21 protein-coding genes and 1 tRNA gene are annotated in these 20,286 nt (G+C 41.0%); 5 read left to right on the top strand and 17 right to left on the bottom strand.

The window, feature by feature from the left end:
- The first annotated feature begins 169 nt into the window (after positions 1 to 169).
- The 3 genes from nirK to ABNR88_RS01420 all read left to right on the top strand — a co-directional run bounded on the left by nirK (position 170) and on the right by ABNR88_RS01420 (position 3,157).
- On the top strand, positions 170 to 1,303 hold the full coding sequence (gene nirK, locus ABNR88_RS01430; protein WP_291925650.1) for a copper-containing nitrite reductase: 1,134 nt from the start codon (positions 170 to 172) through the stop codon (positions 1,301 to 1,303).
- Between the two features lie 103 nt (positions 1,304 to 1,406).
- Positions 1,407 to 2,189, top strand: coding sequence for a hypothetical protein (locus ABNR88_RS01425; RefSeq protein WP_348669836.1), 783 nt, complete (start codon positions 1,407 to 1,409; stop codon positions 2,187 to 2,189).
- A complete protein-coding gene (locus tag ABNR88_RS01420; RefSeq protein WP_348669835.1) occupies positions 2,183 to 3,157 on the top strand; it encodes an SCO family protein in 975 nt (324 codons plus the stop codon). Before ABNR88_RS01425 ends, ABNR88_RS01420 begins: the two co-directional genes overlap by 7 nt.
- Here ABNR88_RS01420 and ABNR88_RS01415 read toward each other — a convergent pair.
- The 17 genes from ABNR88_RS01415 to coxB all read right to left on the bottom strand — a co-directional run bounded on the left by ABNR88_RS01415 (position 3,146) and on the right by coxB (position 18,179).
- Entirely contained in the window at positions 3,146 to 4,978 is a 1,833-nt protein-coding gene (locus ABNR88_RS01415; protein WP_291925642.1) for a VWA domain-containing protein, read from the bottom strand. The two genes, ABNR88_RS01420 and ABNR88_RS01415, sit on opposite strands and share 12 nt — an antisense overlap.
- Complete coding sequence (locus tag ABNR88_RS01410) at positions 4,979 to 5,371, bottom strand: hypothetical protein (RefSeq protein ID WP_291925639.1); 393 nt, start codon at positions 5,369 to 5,371, stop codon at positions 4,979 to 4,981. It lies immediately after the preceding gene.
- Positions 5,355 to 6,149: a CbbQ/NirQ/NorQ/GpvN family protein gene (locus ABNR88_RS01405; protein WP_291925636.1), complete on the bottom strand. Its 795-nt coding sequence runs from the start codon at positions 6,147 to 6,149 to the stop codon at positions 5,355 to 5,357. Before ABNR88_RS01405 ends, ABNR88_RS01410 begins: the two co-directional genes overlap by 17 nt.
- Positions 6,150 to 6,159: 10 nt before the next feature.
- Entirely contained in the window at positions 6,160 to 6,426 is a 267-nt protein-coding gene (locus ABNR88_RS01400; RefSeq protein WP_348669833.1) for a cytochrome C oxidase subunit IV family protein, read from the bottom strand.
- Entirely contained in the window at positions 6,426 to 6,989 is a 564-nt protein-coding gene (locus tag ABNR88_RS01395) for a cytochrome c oxidase subunit 3 family protein (protein WP_348669831.1), read from the bottom strand. The genes ABNR88_RS01400 and ABNR88_RS01395 overlap by 1 nt, the downstream gene beginning before the upstream one ends.
- 74 nt (positions 6,990 to 7,063) lie before the next feature.
- Positions 7,064 to 8,455, bottom strand: coding sequence for a cbb3-type cytochrome c oxidase subunit I (locus ABNR88_RS01390; protein WP_291925631.1), 1,392 nt, complete (start codon positions 8,453 to 8,455; stop codon positions 7,064 to 7,066).
- A gap of 11 nt (positions 8,456 to 8,466) precedes the next feature.
- Positions 8,467 to 8,901 (bottom strand): cytochrome c, encoded by a 435-nt coding sequence (locus tag ABNR88_RS01385; RefSeq protein ID WP_291925628.1) that lies wholly within the window; start codon positions 8,899 to 8,901, stop codon positions 8,467 to 8,469.
- Between the two features lie 231 nt (positions 8,902 to 9,132).
- Positions 9,133 to 9,208, bottom strand: a tRNA-Thr gene (locus ABNR88_RS01380).
- 121 nt (positions 9,209 to 9,329) lie between these two features.
- Entirely contained in the window at positions 9,330 to 10,496 is a 1,167-nt protein-coding gene (gene ccoP, locus ABNR88_RS01375; RefSeq protein ID WP_291925625.1) for a cytochrome-c oxidase, cbb3-type subunit III, read from the bottom strand.
- A gap of 158 nt (positions 10,497 to 10,654) precedes the next feature.
- Positions 10,655 to 11,386, bottom strand: coding sequence for a cytochrome-c oxidase, cbb3-type subunit II (ccoO, locus tag ABNR88_RS01370; protein WP_291925621.1), 732 nt, complete (start codon positions 11,384 to 11,386; stop codon positions 10,655 to 10,657).
- Positions 11,387 to 11,398: 12 nt separating this feature from the next.
- Positions 11,399 to 12,817 (bottom strand): cytochrome-c oxidase, cbb3-type subunit I, encoded by a 1,419-nt coding sequence (ccoN, locus tag ABNR88_RS01365; protein WP_291925619.1) that lies wholly within the window; start codon positions 12,815 to 12,817, stop codon positions 11,399 to 11,401.
- Positions 12,818 to 12,987: 170 nt separating this feature from the next.
- Positions 12,988 to 13,677 carry an SURF1 family protein gene (locus tag ABNR88_RS01360; RefSeq protein ID WP_291925617.1) on the bottom strand — a complete coding sequence of 230 codons (690 nt, stop codon included), beginning with the start codon at positions 13,675 to 13,677 and terminating at the stop codon, positions 12,988 to 12,990.
- Positions 13,674 to 13,901 carry a DUF2909 family protein gene (locus ABNR88_RS01355; protein WP_291925615.1) on the bottom strand — a complete coding sequence of 76 codons (228 nt, stop codon included), beginning with the start codon at positions 13,899 to 13,901 and terminating at the stop codon, positions 13,674 to 13,676. The genes ABNR88_RS01360 and ABNR88_RS01355 overlap by 4 nt, the downstream gene beginning before the upstream one ends.
- A 27-nt stretch (positions 13,902 to 13,928) precedes the next feature.
- A complete protein-coding gene (locus ABNR88_RS01350) occupies positions 13,929 to 14,813 on the bottom strand; it encodes a cytochrome c oxidase subunit 3 (protein WP_291925613.1) in 885 nt (294 codons plus the stop codon).
- A 17-nt stretch (positions 14,814 to 14,830) separates the two neighbouring features.
- Positions 14,831 to 15,370, bottom strand: coding sequence for a cytochrome c oxidase assembly protein (locus ABNR88_RS01345; protein ID WP_291925611.1), 540 nt, complete (start codon positions 15,368 to 15,370; stop codon positions 14,831 to 14,833).
- A gap of 87 nt (positions 15,371 to 15,457) precedes the next feature.
- Positions 15,458 to 17,065, bottom strand: coding sequence for a cytochrome c oxidase subunit I (gene ctaD / locus ABNR88_RS01340; protein WP_291925609.1), 1,608 nt, complete (start codon positions 17,063 to 17,065; stop codon positions 15,458 to 15,460).
- Positions 17,066 to 17,081: 16 nt separating this feature from the next.
- Positions 17,082 to 18,179, bottom strand: a complete 1,098-nt coding sequence (gene coxB, locus ABNR88_RS01335; protein ID WP_291925607.1) for a cytochrome c oxidase subunit II — start codon at positions 18,177 to 18,179, stop codon at positions 17,082 to 17,084.
- Positions 18,180 to 18,381: 202 nt separating this feature from the next.
- Here coxB and ABNR88_RS01330 point away from each other — a divergent pair, with 202 nt between their 5' ends.
- Complete coding sequence (locus tag ABNR88_RS01330) at positions 18,382 to 19,209, top strand: DUF2189 domain-containing protein (protein ID WP_291925605.1); 828 nt, start codon at positions 18,382 to 18,384, stop codon at positions 19,207 to 19,209.
- Between the two features lie 75 nt (positions 19,210 to 19,284).
- Positions 19,285 to 20,265: a COX15/CtaA family protein gene (locus ABNR88_RS01325; RefSeq protein WP_291925603.1), complete on the top strand. Its 981-nt coding sequence runs from the start codon at positions 19,285 to 19,287 to the stop codon at positions 20,263 to 20,265.
- Positions 20,266 to 20,286 lie beyond the last annotated feature (21 nt).

Raw genomic sequence — 20,286 nt, 5'->3', positions numbered from 1 at the left:
CAGCTAAAAATAATATTTTTCCTCTTATTGATCTATATCAATGCTTGATGATATTATTTCACCTTAAATAGGTGTCATAACGGTATATAGATACAAAAGGAGGGTGTCATTTATCTGCAATCTTACAGATCGTTCATGTAATTTTTTTAAAAAAACAAGGATAACTAAAATGATAAATATAATAAAAAATAAATTGCTACAGGCGTTCGCAGTTGCTGCGCTTGTTGGTAGTGGGTCAGCTTTAGCTGGTCAAGCTGCGGAATCAGAAGGTGGTGGCCTCAAGGGTTTTAATATTGGTGTTAGTGCCAAGATTGACAGCCTGCCCCGTGTTACACAAAAATTGGTGGCACCACCTTTTCTACCCAAACACAATCAGGTTGCTGTTGGTGGTCCCAAAATTGTTGAGGTTGAGCTAATTGTTGTTGAGAAAGAAATGGAAATTGCACCAGGTGTCTTCTATCAAGCTTTAACATTTAATGGCTCTAACCCCGGCCCAATGATTGTTGTTCATGAAGGCGATTATATAGAGCTAACTCTTAAAAATCCAAAAACAAATGAGATGGTTCACAATATTGACTTTCACGCATCAACTGGCGCACTAGGAGCAGGTGCACTCACCCATGTCGCACCAGGACAAACTGTTGTACTGCGATTTAAAGCAGACAGAACAGGCACCTTTGTTTATCACTGTGCACCGGGCGGTACGATGATCCCATATCATGTGGTTTCTGGTATGAATGGTGCGATTATGGTTCTACCTCGTGATGGACTTAAAGATGAAAAGGGCAATGTAGTTACCTATGACAAAGGTTACTACATTGGCGAACAGGACTGGTACGTTGCCAAGGATGATAATGGCAAATATAAGCGCTACGACTCTCCAATCTTTGCCATGGGTGACACAATGAAAGTTATGCGTGGGCTAATCCCTACTCACCTTACTTTCAATGGTAAAGTTGGCGCCTTAACGGGTGATAACGCCATGAAAGCAAATGTTGGTGATACGGTGTTATTTATCCACTCTCAAGCGAATCGTGATTCTCGTGTTCATTTAATTGGTGGACATGCTGACTTGTTCTGGCACGGCGGATCGTTTGATGACGTACCAATGACCAATCGTGAAACTTGGCCAGTGTTTGCCGGTGAAGCTGCTGCTATGACTTATACCTTCAGACAACCTGGACTGTATGCTTATGTAAATCACAACCTAATTGAGGCGATTTCTCTAGGTGCTGCAGCTCATGTGTCAGTCGAAGGCGAATGGAACAATGACCTAATGGAACAGATACAAGCGCCACATTAGAGTCATGATGCAATCCAAGCTAGTGCACAATATATTAATACTAAAACATCTGTATTTAGTGTTGTGTCTGCTTGGATTGTATTCCACAAGCGTTAATGCTCTTGTGGAATACAATCCGACCCAGCTAAAGGCTCAGCAAGCCAAACAGTATGCTCAAACACTTAATCAAGTTGCCACTCAGGTGATGGGGCATTACGCCGCCTTGTTTAGCTCTCAATCTTCTGATAAATATCCGCAAAATATCAATACCATTCAAATTATCAAAGCACAACTAGAAACCGACTCAGGGCCACCAAACCAAACAACTTTCACGGTTACTATTCAGCTTGGTTATTTGGAGGATCAAATTACTAAGTTTGAGAAAATCAAAGAATCCTTTGTTTTTAATTTAACCAAAACTTCTGATATTGTTGATATTAATAGGCTCTATCAGCATCCACTTAAGTCGGGCAATATAGCTGTTGAATTCAATCAGCTGTATTATCTTAATCGACAATTTGCCTACGCATGGCTTTTATTACTAGATAATCTTCACCCGATAAATCCTTCCGAATTCCCCCATTCTTACGCCACATACCATCTCACCATTGGGAATAATATTTTCTTTGGAGATGTTCAAAAATCCTTAAAAAAACGCAGAAAATGGCTGGGCCAGGGCGGGCATTTACTCCGTAGTATTGATGTTAAAAAAACTGCTAAAAATGTCTTGCAGATTACGCTCATTATTGACTGGAAAGGTATTTCTAGTAATCACAAATGGCGCATTGCGAAAATAAAACAAACAATTAATATTGAGCCCACCGAACAAGGAATTTATAAAATAATTAATATTAACGAGCAACATCTGCTGCCAGATATTGCCCCCTGGGAGAAAATACTATGCTAAAAAAAATCTTGCTTCTATTGTGCTTAAATATCGGCATTTTTAACCTCTCTAACGCCAGTAGTGAGCTGCCTGTTCTGAGTGGCGTCGGCGGTAATTTTTCTGCTGTGGACATGCATAATAATCCAATGCAGATGAATGATTACAAGGGCAAGGTGGTTATACTCGGATTTGGCTATACTAATTGTGCGGATATTTGCCCCTTTACTTTAGGCTATTTAAAACAACTATACGAACAACTTCCAGACTATGCTCAAAAGCAATTACAAATTATGTTTGTTACTGTTGATCCTGAATATGACACTCCTGCACATCTAAAAAATTTCATTTCACACTTTAATCAAAAATTTGTTGGTATTACAGGCACAAGAGCTCAAATTGACAATATTGTTCAGCTATTTAAAGCGCGCTACACTCAAATTGGTGGCAATGTAGATGTTGAAAATATCCGCAGAGTGGTACAAAAACAGACAACTGACAAGTCAAAGGTGCGCCTATACAACCACAGTGTCACCTTATATCTAATTGACCAAGATGGAGAGGTTCGTCATATTGGCTACACTGGAACACCTAAGGCGGAATTTAGTGCTCATATTTTATCCCTGATGAATGTACCGATCAAAACGGATAAATTTAGAATGAAACAGGGTGCTAGCAATGCTAGATCAACTGCTGCTTATGGTGAGATTACTAATCTTGCAGACACTGATGACATACTTTTAAGCATCTCAAGTACGATTGCAAAAAGGACCGAACTACACGAAACACAAATCATAGACGGGTTTGCAAAAATGGTTCACCGGCCTAATAGAGCGTTTACCGCTAAAGAGACGCTTATCTTAAAGCCAATGTCTTATCATGTTATGTTTATGGGGCTGAAGCAGCCAGTTCACGAGCTTAAAACAATAGATATTGTGCTTCATTTTAAAAACGCAGGCAAGATCCCTGTGCGTATCAATCTAGAGCGTTAATCGTGCATATAACATGGGCAGTGTTTTAGGCAGGTCTGTTACTTTTCTCACCAGTGCATAGCCATTCGTGCCGAATAAATTTGGCAAATAATCATTACCTTTCTCGTCAATGGTAACACAAAATACTTTAAGCCCCATCGTGCGCGCTGTCAAAATGGCTTGTTTGGTATCCTCAATGCCGTAGCGACCTTCATACATGTCCAAGTCGTTTGGCTTGCCATCTGTTAAGATTAATAGCAACTGCTGAGTGGCGACTTGATCCTTTAAAAGATTGGCCGCGTGGCGAATACCTGCACCCATGCGCGTGTAATAGCCTGGCTTAATTTCAGCAATGCGTGATCTAATTTTTCCATTATATTTCTCATCAAAAGATTTTAACGTGTGGATGCGAATCGGATTGGTTTTCCTAGACGAAAACCCGTACATGCCAAATCGATCTCCCGTGGCATTTAAACTTTCAGCAAATAAATACAGGCTGTCTTGAATTACATCAATCACGCGAGATTCGTTATTAACCCAAGTGTCCGTGGACAAGGATAAATCGGCCAACAACAAACAAGACAAATCTCTAGCGCCACTGCTCAGCTCTTTATACAGATTTGACTTTCCATCATGTTGGCCAGCCATCAAATCTGACTTAAATTTCAAATAAGCATCCAAGTCTACTTCTTGGCCATCGCTTTGTGCGTAATGCCAAGTACGTGCTGGTGTAATAGCTTGAAATTGGTTACGTAAATTTTTAGCAGTAGCCTTTAAATGATCTGGCAGGCTTGTGTCTTGCTGTTGGGTCGACACCATACTCACTACGTGACACTTGTCTTGAATTAGGGCTTGTTTTTTCCAATCCCATTCTGGTAATAGAATACCCTCTTCCAGCACTTCATCATCCATGGCTTCTGAAGGCAAATCAAGATCAAATTTCATTTGCACTTTAGAGGCGCGCTGATTTCTGGCAATGGCCAACTCATCTAAATCTTTAGCAACATCTTTAGCGTTTTCAGGGTCTTCGTCATCATCGGTGGATCTGTCCATATTGGCAAACTCACCCCAAGTAAACAGGTTTTCCATGCGCACAGTGATTAGACCTCGAACCTCGTCTGGACTGTCCACACGTTTGGCCTGTTTTTTGCCGATATCAGTGGCGTCTTTTTGCTTATCCGTTCTCTGGTTATCGCTGTCTTCTAAATTTGGCTGATCACCTTGTTGCTCGGCATTGGGTGGATTGGGGTGCAACCAAAGTGTCACCGGCCTAGGCATGTACTTGCTATTAGGTAAGGTAGTAATACTGCCAGGATCTTTGAGCGCCTGCAAAATCATATTTTCTGTTTTTTGCTCAGCTTTGGATATTTTATCAAGCGCTGGGCGTTGCTTTAAATGAGCATCTAATAGTCTTTGATATAGCCTGTTCAAGCCAGGAAATGCACCTAGTGCAAGCTTAGTGCGTTGTTGGTTGTCCACTATCCAGCTATCGGATTGTTTAGAAATTGAGGCGAGTGCCGCCAACCAAAGATATAAATCTTTATTAAGCGCTTTGGTTGGGAAATAATCAATCACCTTAGGAAGGCGCAGTGAGTTTTCATCTATCCAAGCAAACTCGTATTTCTCACTACTACGAGCAATACGTTTTAAAAAACTACGCTCTGAGGTGTATTCACTTTCATCTGTTTGTGCCACGCTGAGCGAGCCATCTCCACCCAAGGCGCGAAAGAAAATGCCAATGGTTTTTTTAATATTAACCAGCTCAACCTCAGCATCCGGATAATTTTTATCCGCCATACGCGTAATAAAGTTATGCCAAATTTCACCAACCCGTTCTTCCATTTAATTATCCTTGGGCAAAGGCAAGCCAATGATTGGATAACGCCATGATTGCGATGACATGGCCTTTGCTAATCCCAGGGCGCCAAATACCACTAGCGTTGAGTGCGCCAAAGTGAAATACAAAATAATCCACATCCATATATAAGAGCTAGAAAAACCGCCAAATACAAATAGCAAGGCAATAACTAGAACAATAAGCGCACCACCAATTAGACTGGTAAAGAAAGTTTGCTGCAAGTGTGATCTAACCAAACTAGACGAATGATTTTTATATTTAAGATAAAACCAGGCGAGTATTAAAAAAGCAATGCCGGGCAATAGCAATAAGTTAAGCAAATATAGCACCTCAAAGCGAATTGCTAAAGCGGTGCTTTTATTATCCGAGTGTGGCATTAACAACTTCCATTAAAGCGTCGATGGTTTCCTGGTCATCAGTTAACGGCTCAACCAACGCTGCTCTACAGGCTTCCAATATTGGCATGCCGCTGGCAATTAAGGTAGCCGTATAGATCAACAGTCGAGTAGAGGCAGCCTCTTCAAGATCATGATCCTTAAGTGCGCGCATAGAAGTAGCCAAGCCAACCAGTTTTTCTGCCGTGGCTTTGTCGATATCGGTTTCTGCCAAGAGTACAAAAATCTCTGTTTGCACATCTGGAAAATCAAAACTCATAGCAACAAAACGCTGTCTTGTACTGGGTTTCATGCCTTTGAGCAAGTTTTGATAGCCTGGATTGTAAGAGGTAACCAGCATGAACTCTTCAGGCGCACTGAGTGTCTCACCGGTGCGCTCAATTGGCAAGATACGCCTGTCATCTGTTAAGGGGTGCAGTACAACCGTTGTGTCTTTGCGCGCTTCAACCACTTCATCCAAATAGCAAATTGCACCTTCTCTCACTGCTTTTGTTAATGGGCCATCACACCAATAAGTACCTTTGTCGTTAATTAAGTGTCTGCCCACTAAATCAGCTGCGGTTAAGTCATCATGACAAGCAACTGTATAAAGTGGGCGATCTAGCTTGGCGGCCATGTGGCGAATAAATCGAGTTTTTCCGCAACCTGTTGGACCCTTAATCAGCAGTGGCAGCTGATTGTTATAAGCGTGTTCAAACAGCTCTACTTCATTGCCTTGCGGCTTGTAAAAAGGAATTTTGTCTTGTTTTTGTTTATTCATAATATTTTCTCTATGCTGTGAACGCTAGGTAAATAACAATACCTAACAGTATAAGCCAAATTAAAATCATCCAGCGCCAAAGGCCGCTAGCATGTTTTAGTTGCATAAAATGCTCGCTAATTAGCGCGCCCTTAAAAAGAGCAATAGCAAACACGCCTAAGGATATGTTAACGCCAGATAACCCCATTTTTCCAACCTGATAAGTCACCAAGGTTAGCATTATCAATAGCAAAAAAACCACTGTCTCTACGATTGTTGATTGTTTTTTTATATTCATTACATTACATACACTAAAGGAAATAAGATTAGCCAAACTAGATCAACCATGTGCCAATAACTTGCACCCGTTTCCACACTACTGCAATTCTTAGAAGAGTAAGTGCCTTTGTTCAGATTGTATGCTAATACGCTCAAAATAACCAAGCCTAAAATCACGTGCAAATAATGAAAAAATGCCAATGATAAATAAAACATATAAAACGTATTAGTACTTAAGGTGATGTCATTATCAATATGGTGAGAGAACTCACCAGTTTTAATCACAATGAACACCAGGCCTGCAACAACCGCCAAAATCATCCATCGATAAGCATTTTTTTGCTCATCTGCCTTGATGGCTATAACTGATCTAATCACAAAATAACTGCTGCTCAATAGCGCTATCGTATTGTATAGTGCTGCTGTTGTATCTAGATTTTGCTGATACAACTCAAACAGTTCAATATTATCAATACGGGTTATTGCATAGGCTGCAAAAAATAAACCAAACACTAGTAGCTCGGCCATAATAAACAGCCAAATGATAATCTCACCGGGCGGATATCTTGTTACTTTAGTCATTGTTGTACTTATATTCATTCAAAAAAAAGGCCGTCTGAGGTTAAACAGACGGCCTCTTATCCTAATTAAAAAGTTTATTTAGGCATTTCTGCTTCAGGCTGGTCTCTGCCAACAAAGAAGCTTGCTATATAAACAATCAATCCAATTAAGAATATGATGCCTGCGCCTTCACGCATCCAGTAGAAGATCTCAATCTTATCCTGAACCACCATAAATGGCAGTGACGCGTCTCCATTCATTCTTTGTAAATAAACCTGCAAAATACCGGCAGCCGTTAAGAATAAAGTAATAAACACCATAGAGATGGTCATTAACCAGAAAGACCACATCTCTACTATTTGTGCCTTCATGCTATTAGCAGCCTTACGACCATTAAGCATCGGCATAGCGTATGAGATAATTGCTAATACAATCATCACGTAAGCACCATAAAACGCCATGTGTCCGTGTGCTGCGGTAATTTGAGAACCGTGTGTATAGTAATTCACAAATGATAGCGTGTGCATAAAGCCCCAAACACCGGCACCTAAGAATGCCATTACAGAACAACCTAATGCCCATAATACAGCAGCCTTATTAGGATGCTGACGACGACGCTTGTTCACCATATTGAAAGCGAAAATTGTCATCATGAAGAATGGAATAGGCTCTAGTGCTGAGAAGATTGAACCCCACCACTGCCAGTAGCCCGGTGTACCGATCCAGAAGAAGTGGTGTCCTGTGCCGATTAGCCCAGTAATTAACGCCATGGCAATAATTACATACAGCCATTTCTCGATAACTTCACGATCTACGCCTGTTGTCTTAATTAGCACGTAAGCCAACAACGAACCTAGGATAAGCTCCCAAACACCTTCAACCCACAAGTGAACAACAAACCACCAGAACATTTTATCAAGCACGATGTTGTCAGGATTATAAAAAGCAAAAAGGAAGAACACTGCCAGGCCTACCAATCCAATCATTAGTACTAGATTGATCACCGTCTTTCTACCCTTGAGAATTGTCATACCAATATTAAACAAGAATGCCAAGGCAACAACCACAATACCAATTTTAATAATGGTAGGCTGCTCTAGGAACTCACGTCCCATTGTTGGCAGAAGGTCGTTCATGGTGATCTCTGCAAGAGTTGCATAAGGTACCAATAGGTATCCTAAAATTGTTACAACGCCAGCTGCTAAGAAAATCCAAAACATCACTTTAGCCAATAGCGGACTGTGTAATTCTGTTTCAGCTTCGTCAGGCACCATATAGTAAGCGGCGCCCATAAAGCCGAATAGTAACCATACAATCAGAAGATTGGTATGCACCATACGTGCTACATTAAAAGGGATTTCCGGAAAAAGGAAGTCACCAACGACATACTGCATGCCCATAATAACGCCAAACAAAATCTGCCCTACGAACAGTGCAATTGCGGCAATGAAGTATGGCTTTGCAACCATTTGAGAAGTATATTTCATATTAAATCTCCTTATCCTTGTATGTTAGGTGGCCAATTTTGGTTGTTAATTTCTGAAACGTATTTCAAGAATTCTGCAACTGCATCAAGCTCATCATCTGTTAAGTTAAATTGTGGCATGCTGCGTCTTCCAGGTATGCCGTTCTTTGGCCTATACTTGATAAATGCAATAATTGCTTCTTTGCTGTTTCCCATGCGCTTATAAACATTACCAAGCTCTGGTGCAAAGTAAGCGCCTTCACCCATTAGGGTGTGACAACCAATACAGTTATTGTTTTCCCAAACATGCTTTCCTTTAGCGACTTGTTCAGTCAAATTTTCCCTGTTGTCCGTTTTTGGCAATGACTCCACCGTATCGAACGTTAACACCAAAAGCAATAAGAAAAAGAACATGGATCCACCGTAAAAGATATTACGGGCCATGGACTTTGTAAATGCTTGTGACATACTAGCCTCCTTTTTATTAAACAAATATGGTCAATAGATAATAGCCATAAATGTATTATGGTTATTACCCGAGTTCCAGTGTCAAGTTTATATAAGTGCTCCAATAAAAAAATTGACGCAGATCAAGAGATTGAAATAATTATTCTAAATTAAGTTAATAACTTAATATATAGCCAATAATTAAGATCCAAAACGAAAAAAACCCATAGTCAAGACTATGGGTTTTAGATATGGTGCCGAAGGCCGGACTCGAACTGGCGACCTACTGATTACAAATCAGTTGCACTACCAACTGTGCTACTTCGGCAATAGCGCAAATTATACCAAATTATTATTAGTATTATTTAATAAAAATCGATGAATTTTAGCTTTTAATTTAACAAAAAAAATGCCTCATAACGAGGCATTTATAAAACGCTAAATTTGCTTTAGAAGGTTGGACCCGCCGTTAACGCAACAGACGCTTGTCTTAGTGCATTCACTGCTTGTGCATTGGCTTTTTTTGCCAACGCCACATTCTTGCTTTTTTTAGCTTCTTTAATCATCTTTCCTGTATCTCTCCAAGCCGCATTTTGAGCTAAGTTTTTCTTATAGTTAGCTTCAGCCGCCACAACCACATCAGCAAAAGAATCGCTCTTTGCTGCTACGGGTGTGTATTTTGGATCTTTTGACACGCTAGCCTTTTTAGGTGCCGGTGCGACAGGAACACCACCACCTAACTGGTGTACATATACAACCAGTTTTTTAAGCTGTACTGCGTCAATCACGCTAGAGTGTCCAAATGCTGGCATCACTGCATCTTGTGTTTGAGGATCATGCCCTTGATTAACACCGTGAATAATAGTGCGAACAACTGAGGCATGCTGATCTTCTGCTTTAAAGCGATAAATACTATCACTTAAGTTTGCCGAGCCCAGCATCTGATTGCCCGCCAATGTTGGGCCATGACAACCAATACAACCTTTACTCATGTAAAGCGCTTTTGAAGCAGAATTTGGATTACCTTGGGCACCCTTGCCAGTTTCAATCAGAAAAGTTGCTAGTTCGTCAGCTTGTGCATCGGTAATGCCAAGCATACGTGCTGGCATATTACCTTTACGGCCATTAGCAATAGTCTGCTCAATTTTCGCTAGTGAACCGCCATATAGCCAATCATCATCTGCCAAAATCGGGAATCCGGCATTACCTTGTCCGGCCGCACCATGACAAGCTGCACAATTATCACCAAATAAGGTTTTAGCAGTTTTAACCGCGTAAGTTCTAAGCTCATCATCGCGAATAATGTCTTCTAAAGAGGACTCTGCAATAGCTTTTTCAGTCGCTGCAAATTTCTTTTCACGATAAGCCTCAAGCTCTGCAACGCTTTCATTCATTTCAGTAATCTGAGTCCAGCCCGCTGACCCTTTGTAGTGATCACCAAACCAAGGGATGCTCGGGTAGTAGAATGAATAAATGACAACAGCCACAACACCAACCATCATGGCTTGCATATACCATCTTGGTGGGCGATTATTCAACTCTCTTAAATCTTGTTCATCATCCCAAAAGTGTCCTGTATTGTTCTCACCTGGGTATGGGTTTTCATGTTTGCTCATTTTCTTCTCCTCTTAACGTTCGTCATCATCATTGACGAAATTTCGTAAGTCTTCAAATTGTTGCTTATTCTTAGGTCTAAAAGAGTAAAAATAAGCAATCGCTAATAAAACAAATACTATTACTGCGGTAACAGTGCCAATTTTATCGACTAAAGTCATTATTCGCGGTAAGTAACACCGTCTTCAAACTTAATCATATTGCCTAGTGATTGCAAATAGGCAACCATAGCATCCATTTCGGTCTTGCCCGCAACTGCTTTAGCAGCGCTTGCAATATCAGCCTCTGTATACGGCACACCTACTTTAGATAAGCCTTTCATGTGAGAGGCGATCTCGTCACCATCTACCATAGCTTTATCTAAGAACTTATACTTAGGCATAACTGATTCTGGCACCAGCGCTTGCGGATGACGCAAGTGAAGAATATGCCATTCATCTGAATACTTACCACCTAGACGTGCCAAATCAGGACCTGTTCTTTTAGAGCCCCACTGGAATGGGTGATCATACTTAGACTCTACTGCTAGAGAGAAGTGACCATAACGCTCATTTTCATCTCTAAATGGACGAATCATTTGCGAGTGGCATAAGAAACAACCTTCGCGTTGATAGATATCACGACCTGCAACCTCTAATGGGGTATTAGGACGAACACCATCACCAGGCTTCCAATCGTCTAATGACTGGCCTTCAGCTCTTTGCCATAATAAGCTTTGGGTTGTTCCGTCAGCCAGTGTCACCTCATCCTTAACCGCTTCCGGATTGGTGAACAAAGGCACAATTTGCACGATACCTGCTAATGACACCGCTAGGGCCATAAACAAGTACATAGCAAAAATATTCTTTTCAAGCTTTGATTGTAAACTCTCTTTTTTATTATGATTTGACATTATCTCTCTCCTTTATGCGTGAGCGCTTTGCACTGAACTTGACTTGCGAATAGTGCTAACAATGTTAACTAACATAATAATTGCACCAATAAAGATCAAGACACCGCCTGATGCTCTCATTACATAATATGGGTGCATTGCAGATACAGACTCTGCAAACGTGTACGCCAACGTGCCGTACTCATCATACGCTCTCCACATCAAACCTTGCATAATGCCAGATACCCACATTGCCACAATGTATGTCACTGTGCCAATTGTATGAATCCAGAAGTGTGTTGCCAATAGCTTCTGGTTTAGCTTGACGTTATACATTCTTTCAATCATGTGATATAACGCACCAGCTGCTACCATAATATTCCAACCTAGCGCACCAGAGTGCACATGGCCAACAGTCCAGTCAGTATAGTGAGACAATGCATTCACATTCTTCGCTGCCATTACTGGGCCTTCGAAAGTACTCATTGCGTAGAATGCTAATGACATAATTAAGAAACGCAAAATGTAGTCTTCACGTAAACGATCCCAAGCACCCGATAGTGTTAGGATTCCGTTTAGTGCGCCACCCCATGATGGAATGATCATTGCCAATGAAATGGTTGCACCCAATGAGCCCGCCCAGTCTGGTAACGCCGTGTACTGTAGATGGTGAGCACCTAACCATACATAACCAAACATTAACGCCCAGAAGTGAATTACTGATAAACGGTATGAGTAAATTGGACGCTCTGCTTGCTTAGGTACAAAGTAGTACATAATGCCCAAGAAGCCTGCTGTTAAGAAGAATCCAACTGCATTATGCCCCCACCACCACTGAATCATTGCATCTTGAACACCAGAGAAAATTGAATAAGACTTAAACCAGTCCACTGGAATGGATAGATTGTTAACCACGTGTAAGTAAGTAACCATTACCATCATGCCCATGAAGAACCAGTTTGCAACATACACATGTGGCACTTTGTTTCTATCACGAATATGGATAGTCATAATAAAGTTGTATAAATATGAAGCCCATGACAACGTAATCAAAATATCAATTGGCCATTCAAGTTCTGCATATTCTTTAGACTGAGTTAAGCCTAAAGGCAGTGTCACAACAGCAAGTACAATCACCGTATTCCACGACCAGAATGTAAACCAAGCCATCTTGTTTGACCACAAACGCACCTGGTTAGTTCTTTGTACGATATAAAAGGCTGCAGCCATCAATGCCGATCCACCAAATGCGAAAACTACCGCGTTTGTATGCAACGGTCTTAAACGACCAAATTGGAAATATGGAAGGTCGGTGCCCAAATCGTTAAGATACGGAAACGCCAGCTCTGAAGCGATGTACACACCTAGTAATGTTCCCACCACCAAGTAAATGGACGACATAATCGTAAACCACTTGACGACGCCTAAATCATACTTTTCTGCTAAATTCATGAATAGTCCTCTTTTCTTTAGTTAATACTCTTAATTTCTTTACAAATCGCAAGGAATTATAATGCGATTCCACACTAGACGCTATGATACCGTCAATTATGCGATTGTTTCTTGATATAAATCAATTTTTTAAATTTAAATAGTCGGTTGACCTTATGTTCAGCCACATCCTAGCCTCTTCTTAAGAGCTTAAGAGCGATAATAAATAAAACAAACGCCATCAAGAACCACTGCAACGCATAACCAAGGTGCTTGTCTGAGCTTCCATAAAAAGGCTTCCATTGTCTGAAAAATCCATCTGTAGACATCTTATCAAGTCTGCCAATAATTGGTACAAAGCTAAGTTCTGATAATGCTTCAAGCTGACTCATATTAATCGACTGAATTAGCAAAGGGAACTCTGGGAGCTTCACGTGCTTCTCTAGTTCGATTCGTTCTACCGGCTTAATTAAAGACACCTTAATAACTCTAGGCTGGGGATTTATTTCGATATCAGCAATTCTATCTCGTCTTCCATGCCATGGAACAAACCCACGATTTATTAAAATAGCTTGCTGATCAGATAGTATAAAAGGCGTGAGGATGTAGTAGCCTGCATTGCCATTGACTATCTGATTATCATAAATAAATTGGCGGTTTTTTTCATAATGTCCAGCTAACAGAACATTATGATATTCCTTTTTTATCAGGCCAATAGAGGTGGAAGTTTGCTTAGCTGGAGAGCTTTGTGCTATTTCTATTTGCTTGGTAATAGCCAGCTTTTCATCGGCACGATCTAGTTGCCACAAGCCTAGTGATATTAGGCCATATATAACAACACCTATTAGAATACCTGGAAGGGAGAAAATCCTTCCAATCACTTGGCAATAGTGGCATCCATGACAACGACATTAGGCTCAATCCATCCCATATAGCCCGACAACATTAGGACACCAAATAAGAATAAGGATAAAGCCACTCGTATCACTAAAGAACGGAACATTTTATCGGAACCGGCAGATCCACCACGCAACAGACCTAGTAAGCCAGAACCTAGTGCTAACAAAATTCCAACAATAATAACAATAATAATAACACTTGACATATTAACTCCTTATAACAATAAACTTATTCAAACCCAGTATACAAATACGAATAGCCCGAGCCAAACAACATCCACAAAATGCCAATACCACGCAACTCCTTCAAAAGCAAAGTGATTGTCAGCGGTAAAATGGCCTTTTTGCACTCTAAACAAGATAACAGTCAACATAATGGCGCCGAGTGTTACATGAAATCCGTGAAAACCGGTGAGCATATAAAAAGTAGAGCCGTAAATACCTGAGGTTAGCTTAAGTCCGTCTGCATACGCATGTCCATATTCTGCAACTTGAAAACCTAAAAAAGCAGATCCTAGTGCAATTGTTGCTATTAACCACCCAATTACTTGATTACGCTTACTGCTTCGTAATGCGTGATGGGAAAAGGTAAGTGTCACACCTGAAAGTAGCAGCAAAATTGTGTTTAGTGCCGGCAATCCTGTTGCATCGACAAGTTTGGTAGGAATTGAAATGGCTGTGCCTGATTGCAGTGTTGTGCCTGGCGTAGTAAAGGCAATTTGCTGCCAGGTTGCGCTAAAACCATTCCACAATTCAGGTGTAAAGAGATTGTTATCTGCACCACCCAGCCAAGGAACACTTAATGCTCGTGCATAGAACAAGGCGCCAAAAAAGGCCGCGAAGAACATTACCTCTGAGAAAATAAACCAGCTCATGCCCCAACGAAAAGACCTGTCTACTTGCTGATTATATTGACCATTAACACTTTCACTAACCACTTGGCCAAGCCATCCAAATAACATAAAAACAGTGATTGCAAAGCCCAGCGCCATAACTGAAGCTCCCCAGCTAGCCCCATGCATTTGGTTAGCAAAGCCTACCAGTAAAGTTGAAATTCCGACAGACCCAATAATCGGCCAATATGTCCCATTTGGGATATAGTATTCTTTTTCACTCATTTTCTCTCCCTCATTTTTTAACTATCAAGTTTAAAAAAGTTGTATGACAAGCTTATATCTTGTATTCGCTCATCTAATTCTGGCTCCACGACAAATCTTAGTGTCATTTCAAGCTCTTCGTGTGGCTTAAACACCTGTCTATTAAAGCAAAAACATTCTAATTTCTTAAAATGTAGTGCAGCATCTGTCGGCGCAACACTTGGAACCGCTTGACCAATAACCACTTGATCGGTGTTATTTTTTGCAAGATAACTGGTTGTATAAAATTTCCCAGGTATCACCTCCATTGAATGAACCTTGGGGCTAAATTGAACAGGAAAACCGCCCATGGTCATCGCAAAAAAACTAACTTCGATCTTTCTATCTTTTTCAACCTTGTATTGTTGATCACTGTCTACTCGTCCAGTTGTGCCATTAAACCCCGTTATTTCACAAAAAACATCGTAAATTGGCGGCATGACAAACATCGCAAAAACAAACATTAAGATAGGTGTCGATACTAACTTCACCCAAAACGATGTTTTTATCCTTCTTTTTGCTCGAAAGTCGTCAGCCATAAAACATAATGGTCGCCACAAACACTCCTATTGCTATTGCGCCAACAACCACTGCTGTGATCATAACATTCTTATTTCGATCATCCATTAAGAGTGTTGAGACTCCGATTTAATTAGCTCTTTTGAAGGTGGTGTGTTAAAGCTATGGTATTCAGCTTTAGCTGCCAACGTCCATTCCAAACCTTTAGCGCCTTCCCACGGTCTTGCAGTTGCTGGCTTACCGTTACGAATACAATCAACAATAATGTAGGTGAACAATATAAATGACGCGCCAAACGCAAAACCACCAATTGACGAGATAAAGTTAAAGTCTGCAAATTGTAGTGCGTAATCTGGAATTCGTCTTGGCATGCCAGCAAGACCTAAGAAATGTTGAGGGAAAAACAGAACGTTTACTGAAATAACCGCCCACCAAAAGTGCACTTTCGCCAAACCTTCGTTATACATTTTTCCAGTCCATTTAGGCAACCAGTAGAATGTTGCTGCAATAATTGCCCACAATGCACCTGTTACAAGTACATAGTGAAAATGTGCAACTACAAAATAAGTATCATGATATTGAATATCGGCTGGCGCAATACCCAGCATCAGTCCTGAGAAGCCACCAATTGTGAATAAAAATACAAATGATATCGCCCATAACATCGGAGTTTCAAATGTCATTGAGCCTCGCCACATGGTTGAGACCCAGTTAAAAACCTTAACGCCTGTGGGCACCGCAATGAGCATGGTGGCGTACATAAAGTACAACTCACCAGCGACTGGCATACCCGTTAAAAACATATGGTGAGCCCATACAATGTACGACAAGAAAGCAATCGACGCTGTTGCGTACACCATAGAAGAGTAACCGAATAACGGCTTGCGCGCGAAAGTTGGAATAATGTGCGACACCACGCCAAACGCTGGCAGAATCATAATATATACTTCTGGATGGCCAAAGAACCAGAAAATATGTTGGAACATAACCGGATCTCCGCCACCTGTTGCATCAAAAAATGCGGTACCAAAGTTGCGATCCGTTAGCATCATTGTTACTGCGCCGGCTAAAACTGGCATTGCACCAATCAGTAAGAATGAAGTAATTAACCACGTCCAAACAAACAACGGCATATCCATCAACTTCATGTCAGGCGCTCGCATATTAAGCACCGTGGCAATAATATTAATTGCACCCATGATGGATGAAAATCCCAGTAAGTGCACTGCAAAAATAAAGAAGTCTGTGCTATCGGGCGCAAATGTTGTTGACAAAGGTGCGTAGAATGTCCAGCCAAATGCTGGCGCGCCACCTTCCATAAAGAATGTGCTTAACAAAATACCGCCTGCGAACGGTAGAATCCAAAAAGACCAGTTGTTCATACGCGGTAGTGCCATATCAGGTGCACCAACCATCATTGGAATTAGCCAATTACCTAGACCAACGAATGCCGGCATAATTGCGCCAAACACCATAATCAAACCGTGCATGGTGGTCAATTGATTAAAAAACTGTGGCTCCATTAGCTGTAGTCCAGGCTGTAGAAGTTCCATACGAATACCCATTGCTAGGGCGCCACCAATAAGTAGCATAACAAAGGCAAACCACAAGTAAAGCGTACCTATGTCTTTATGGTTTGTGGTTTTAACCCATCGCATTAAACCTTTTTCGGGTCCGTGATGATGTTCGTCATGAGAGGCTGTTACTGTTGTCATAATATTTCTCCTTTAATTAACGTACAGACTTAACATCTGAAGGTTGAACCACGCTGCCAGTATTACCAAAAGCGTTTCTCTCATAAGTAATTACCGAGGCTAGGTCTGAATCACCCAACATTTTGAATGTTGGCATGCCACCCTTGCCATGTAATACAATTTTCATATGTTCTAATGCCGGTCCATTTGCAATAACAGAGTCCTTCATAGCTGGGAAGATTGGTGGTATACCAGAGCCATCTATCTTGTGACAGCCTGCGCAATTAGCCTCATAAACACTCTTGCCTTTGGTCATTAATTCTGCTTTAGACCAGGTTTTGGTAGCACTAGCAACAGCGGCGGCAGCGCTCGCCTGCTCTTTGGCAACCCATGCAGCATAATCCGCCTTGGACACCACCTCAACAACAATAGGCATAAAGCCATGATCTTTGCCACACAACTCTGCACACTGACCACGATAAACGCCAATTTTGTCAACTTGAGCCCAAGCATCATTGATAAAACCAGGATTGGCATCTTGTTTAACACCAAACTCTGCAACCCACCAGTTATGAATGACATCGTTTGATGTAATTAAAAAACGAATAGAGGTGTCAACTGGCAATACTAAGCGCTTATCTACTTCCAGTAAATAATGTTGAGGTTTTGTATCACTTTTCAACGAGTTTTTTGAGCTTTTAGCCAAATTAGAAATAAAGCTAATACCTTCTTTTGGGTAGTCATATTGCCACTTCCACTGATGGCCAGTAATCTTGATGGTCATCTGCGCCTTAGAGGTGTCCTCCAAATCAATCAATACCTTAGAAGCTGGTATCGCCATAACTATTAAGATAATAACTGGGATGGCGGTCCATAAAAATTCAGCCTTGGTGCTTTCATGAAAGTTTGCGGCCTTAAATCCTTTAGATTTTCGATGCGTATACAAAGAGTATGCCATGACACCAAATACGATGATTGCGATTGCAACACAGATCCAAAAAACCATCATGTGTAATCCGTAAATATCTCGACTGACTGACGTAACACCTTCAGTCATATTTAAGCCGTATTCTGAAAATACTGCTGTAGAAATTAGTGCTGTAGACGAGGCCACAACTCTTGATAATTTGCTCATATATCCCCCCAGATAAAAGCAATCATTTGCATAAAATGCCAAACTGATCAAAAAATTTAAAGCAATCATACTATATTTTTTTAACTTTCTAACATATTTTTAGAAAAAAATCCATTATTTAGATCAAGGTTTTATAATATTCTTGACAAGCCGGAAAATGAATGTTTTAATGAGCTAGTATTAATTTCACGGGGGAGAAAAAATGGCATTAGTCCAAACAGTTAGAATGCAAAAGAACACAGGGAAAAAGGCAACCATCAATCGTATTGGGCTAGGATCTCCAGTCATCTGGATTAGTAAGGCTTTTACTGACATTATGACTTGCCCTAAGTTGGCTGTTTTTTACGGGGGCTTGTTTACCTTGGTAGTTTACAACTTATGGACATTCCTGGCGCAATCTAGCTCGCTACATGACGTTGCCGTACCACTAGTTGCTATGATTATTTTAGTACTGGGACCTATTTCTGCTATCAGCCTTTATGATGTATCTAGAAAAATTTCTAACGGGGAAAAACCCACTATTAGTAACGTATTAGGAGCGTCAATTAAATCAAACGGGTCATGCCCTTCAATCTTCTTGTCAATTGTGCTGATGCTAGTAGCTGTTGCCTGGATGGTGTTTTCTCCGTTGATTTATACGGTATTTACTGCTGGCGCGCTAAATATTGTTAACACCGATCAAAGCATAATTCAAAATATTATGGCTGACTTTGCCAATGGCACTAACATGGGCTTTGTGATTGCCTATTCAGTTTTCACTTTATCATTAGCATTAGTTACATTTATGATTAGTTGGTTTGCATTCCCAATGGTTCACGATCAAGATGTAGACCCATTTACAGCAATCAGCACTAGCTTAAGTGCGACTTCAAAAAATGCCCTAGTAATGATTCCTTGGATTGTTTTCGTAGGTGCCGCTGTAACTGCTGGCTTGCTAACCCCTTACTTTTCTGGCCTTATAATTATTATTCCTGTATTGGCTCATGCTACATGGCACGCCTATGAGGAAATGATTGGCAGTATAGATTAATCCAGACTTTCTTTCTAAACATCAGTCCGGTTGGTTGTCGGTCTGATGTTTTTTTTCGCAAAAAAAAACTAGCCTATGTACAATAAATTACTAGTATCTTCAATTATTCTCGCCTTGATAGTGGTTGTGCTTGGCGCCTATACCAGATTAAGCGATGCTGGCCTGGGATGTCCAGACTGGCCTGGTTGTTATGGGAAAATTATTGTCCCTGACATGGCTGATGGCACTCAGATTGAAGGCTATGAGCGCCCACTTGAGGTGGCTAAAGGTTGGAAAGAAATGCTCCACCGATACGCCGCCTCTACTTTGGGGCTATTTATCCTTATACTGTGGCTCCTGGCTTTAAAAGGCAAAACGCCACACGCTCAATCTATGGTGCTCCCAAGCTTTACCGCGTTATTCGTAATGCTGCAAGGCGCCTTTGGAATGTGGACAGTCACTTTAATGGTTCACCCCGGTATTGTCACCACACACCTTGTTGGTGGCTTTATTACCAGCGCCTTACTCGTCTGGCTATATCTCAATCAAAATAGGCGTACCCTTATCGATCGTCACATTCTAAAACGACACAAATATCTGCTTTTGCTTGTCTTGTTTGCACTTAGTGTGCAAGTTATCCTTGGTGGTTGGACCAGCACTAATTACGCAGCACTTTCTTGTGGAGACCAATTTCCAACCTGTTTAGATGCCTGGTGGCCAAATATGGATTTCTCCAAAGCATTCTATTTCGGTCCTATTGGTTCAGAATACAACTACGAGTACGGCGTATTAGAGAATCAAGCGCGCGCTGCCATTCAGATGATGCACCGCATGGGCGCCTTGGTAGTCACTATTTTAATACCCCTGTTGTTAGTTTTATTGGGACGCTATGCGCGCCTAAAAGACAATCTGATGCTAGTATGGGGATTGTTGATCGCCCAAGTATTATTGGGCATTTTAAATGTCATGCTATCACTGCCAATGACGATAGCTGTACTGCACAATGCGGTTGCCCTATTGTTACTATTAAGCATTGTTATTCTAATTCATAGAGTATTCAAAAAAGAATCCTTTTGACCACAATAAAATTTAGAGTCT

The organism is uncultured Candidatus Thioglobus sp. (genome assembly GCF_963981275.1).
Taxonomy (GTDB): Bacteria; Pseudomonadota; Gammaproteobacteria; order PS1; family Pseudothioglobaceae; genus Thioglobus_A.
This window is presented reverse-complemented; position numbering and strand designations above follow the sequence as displayed.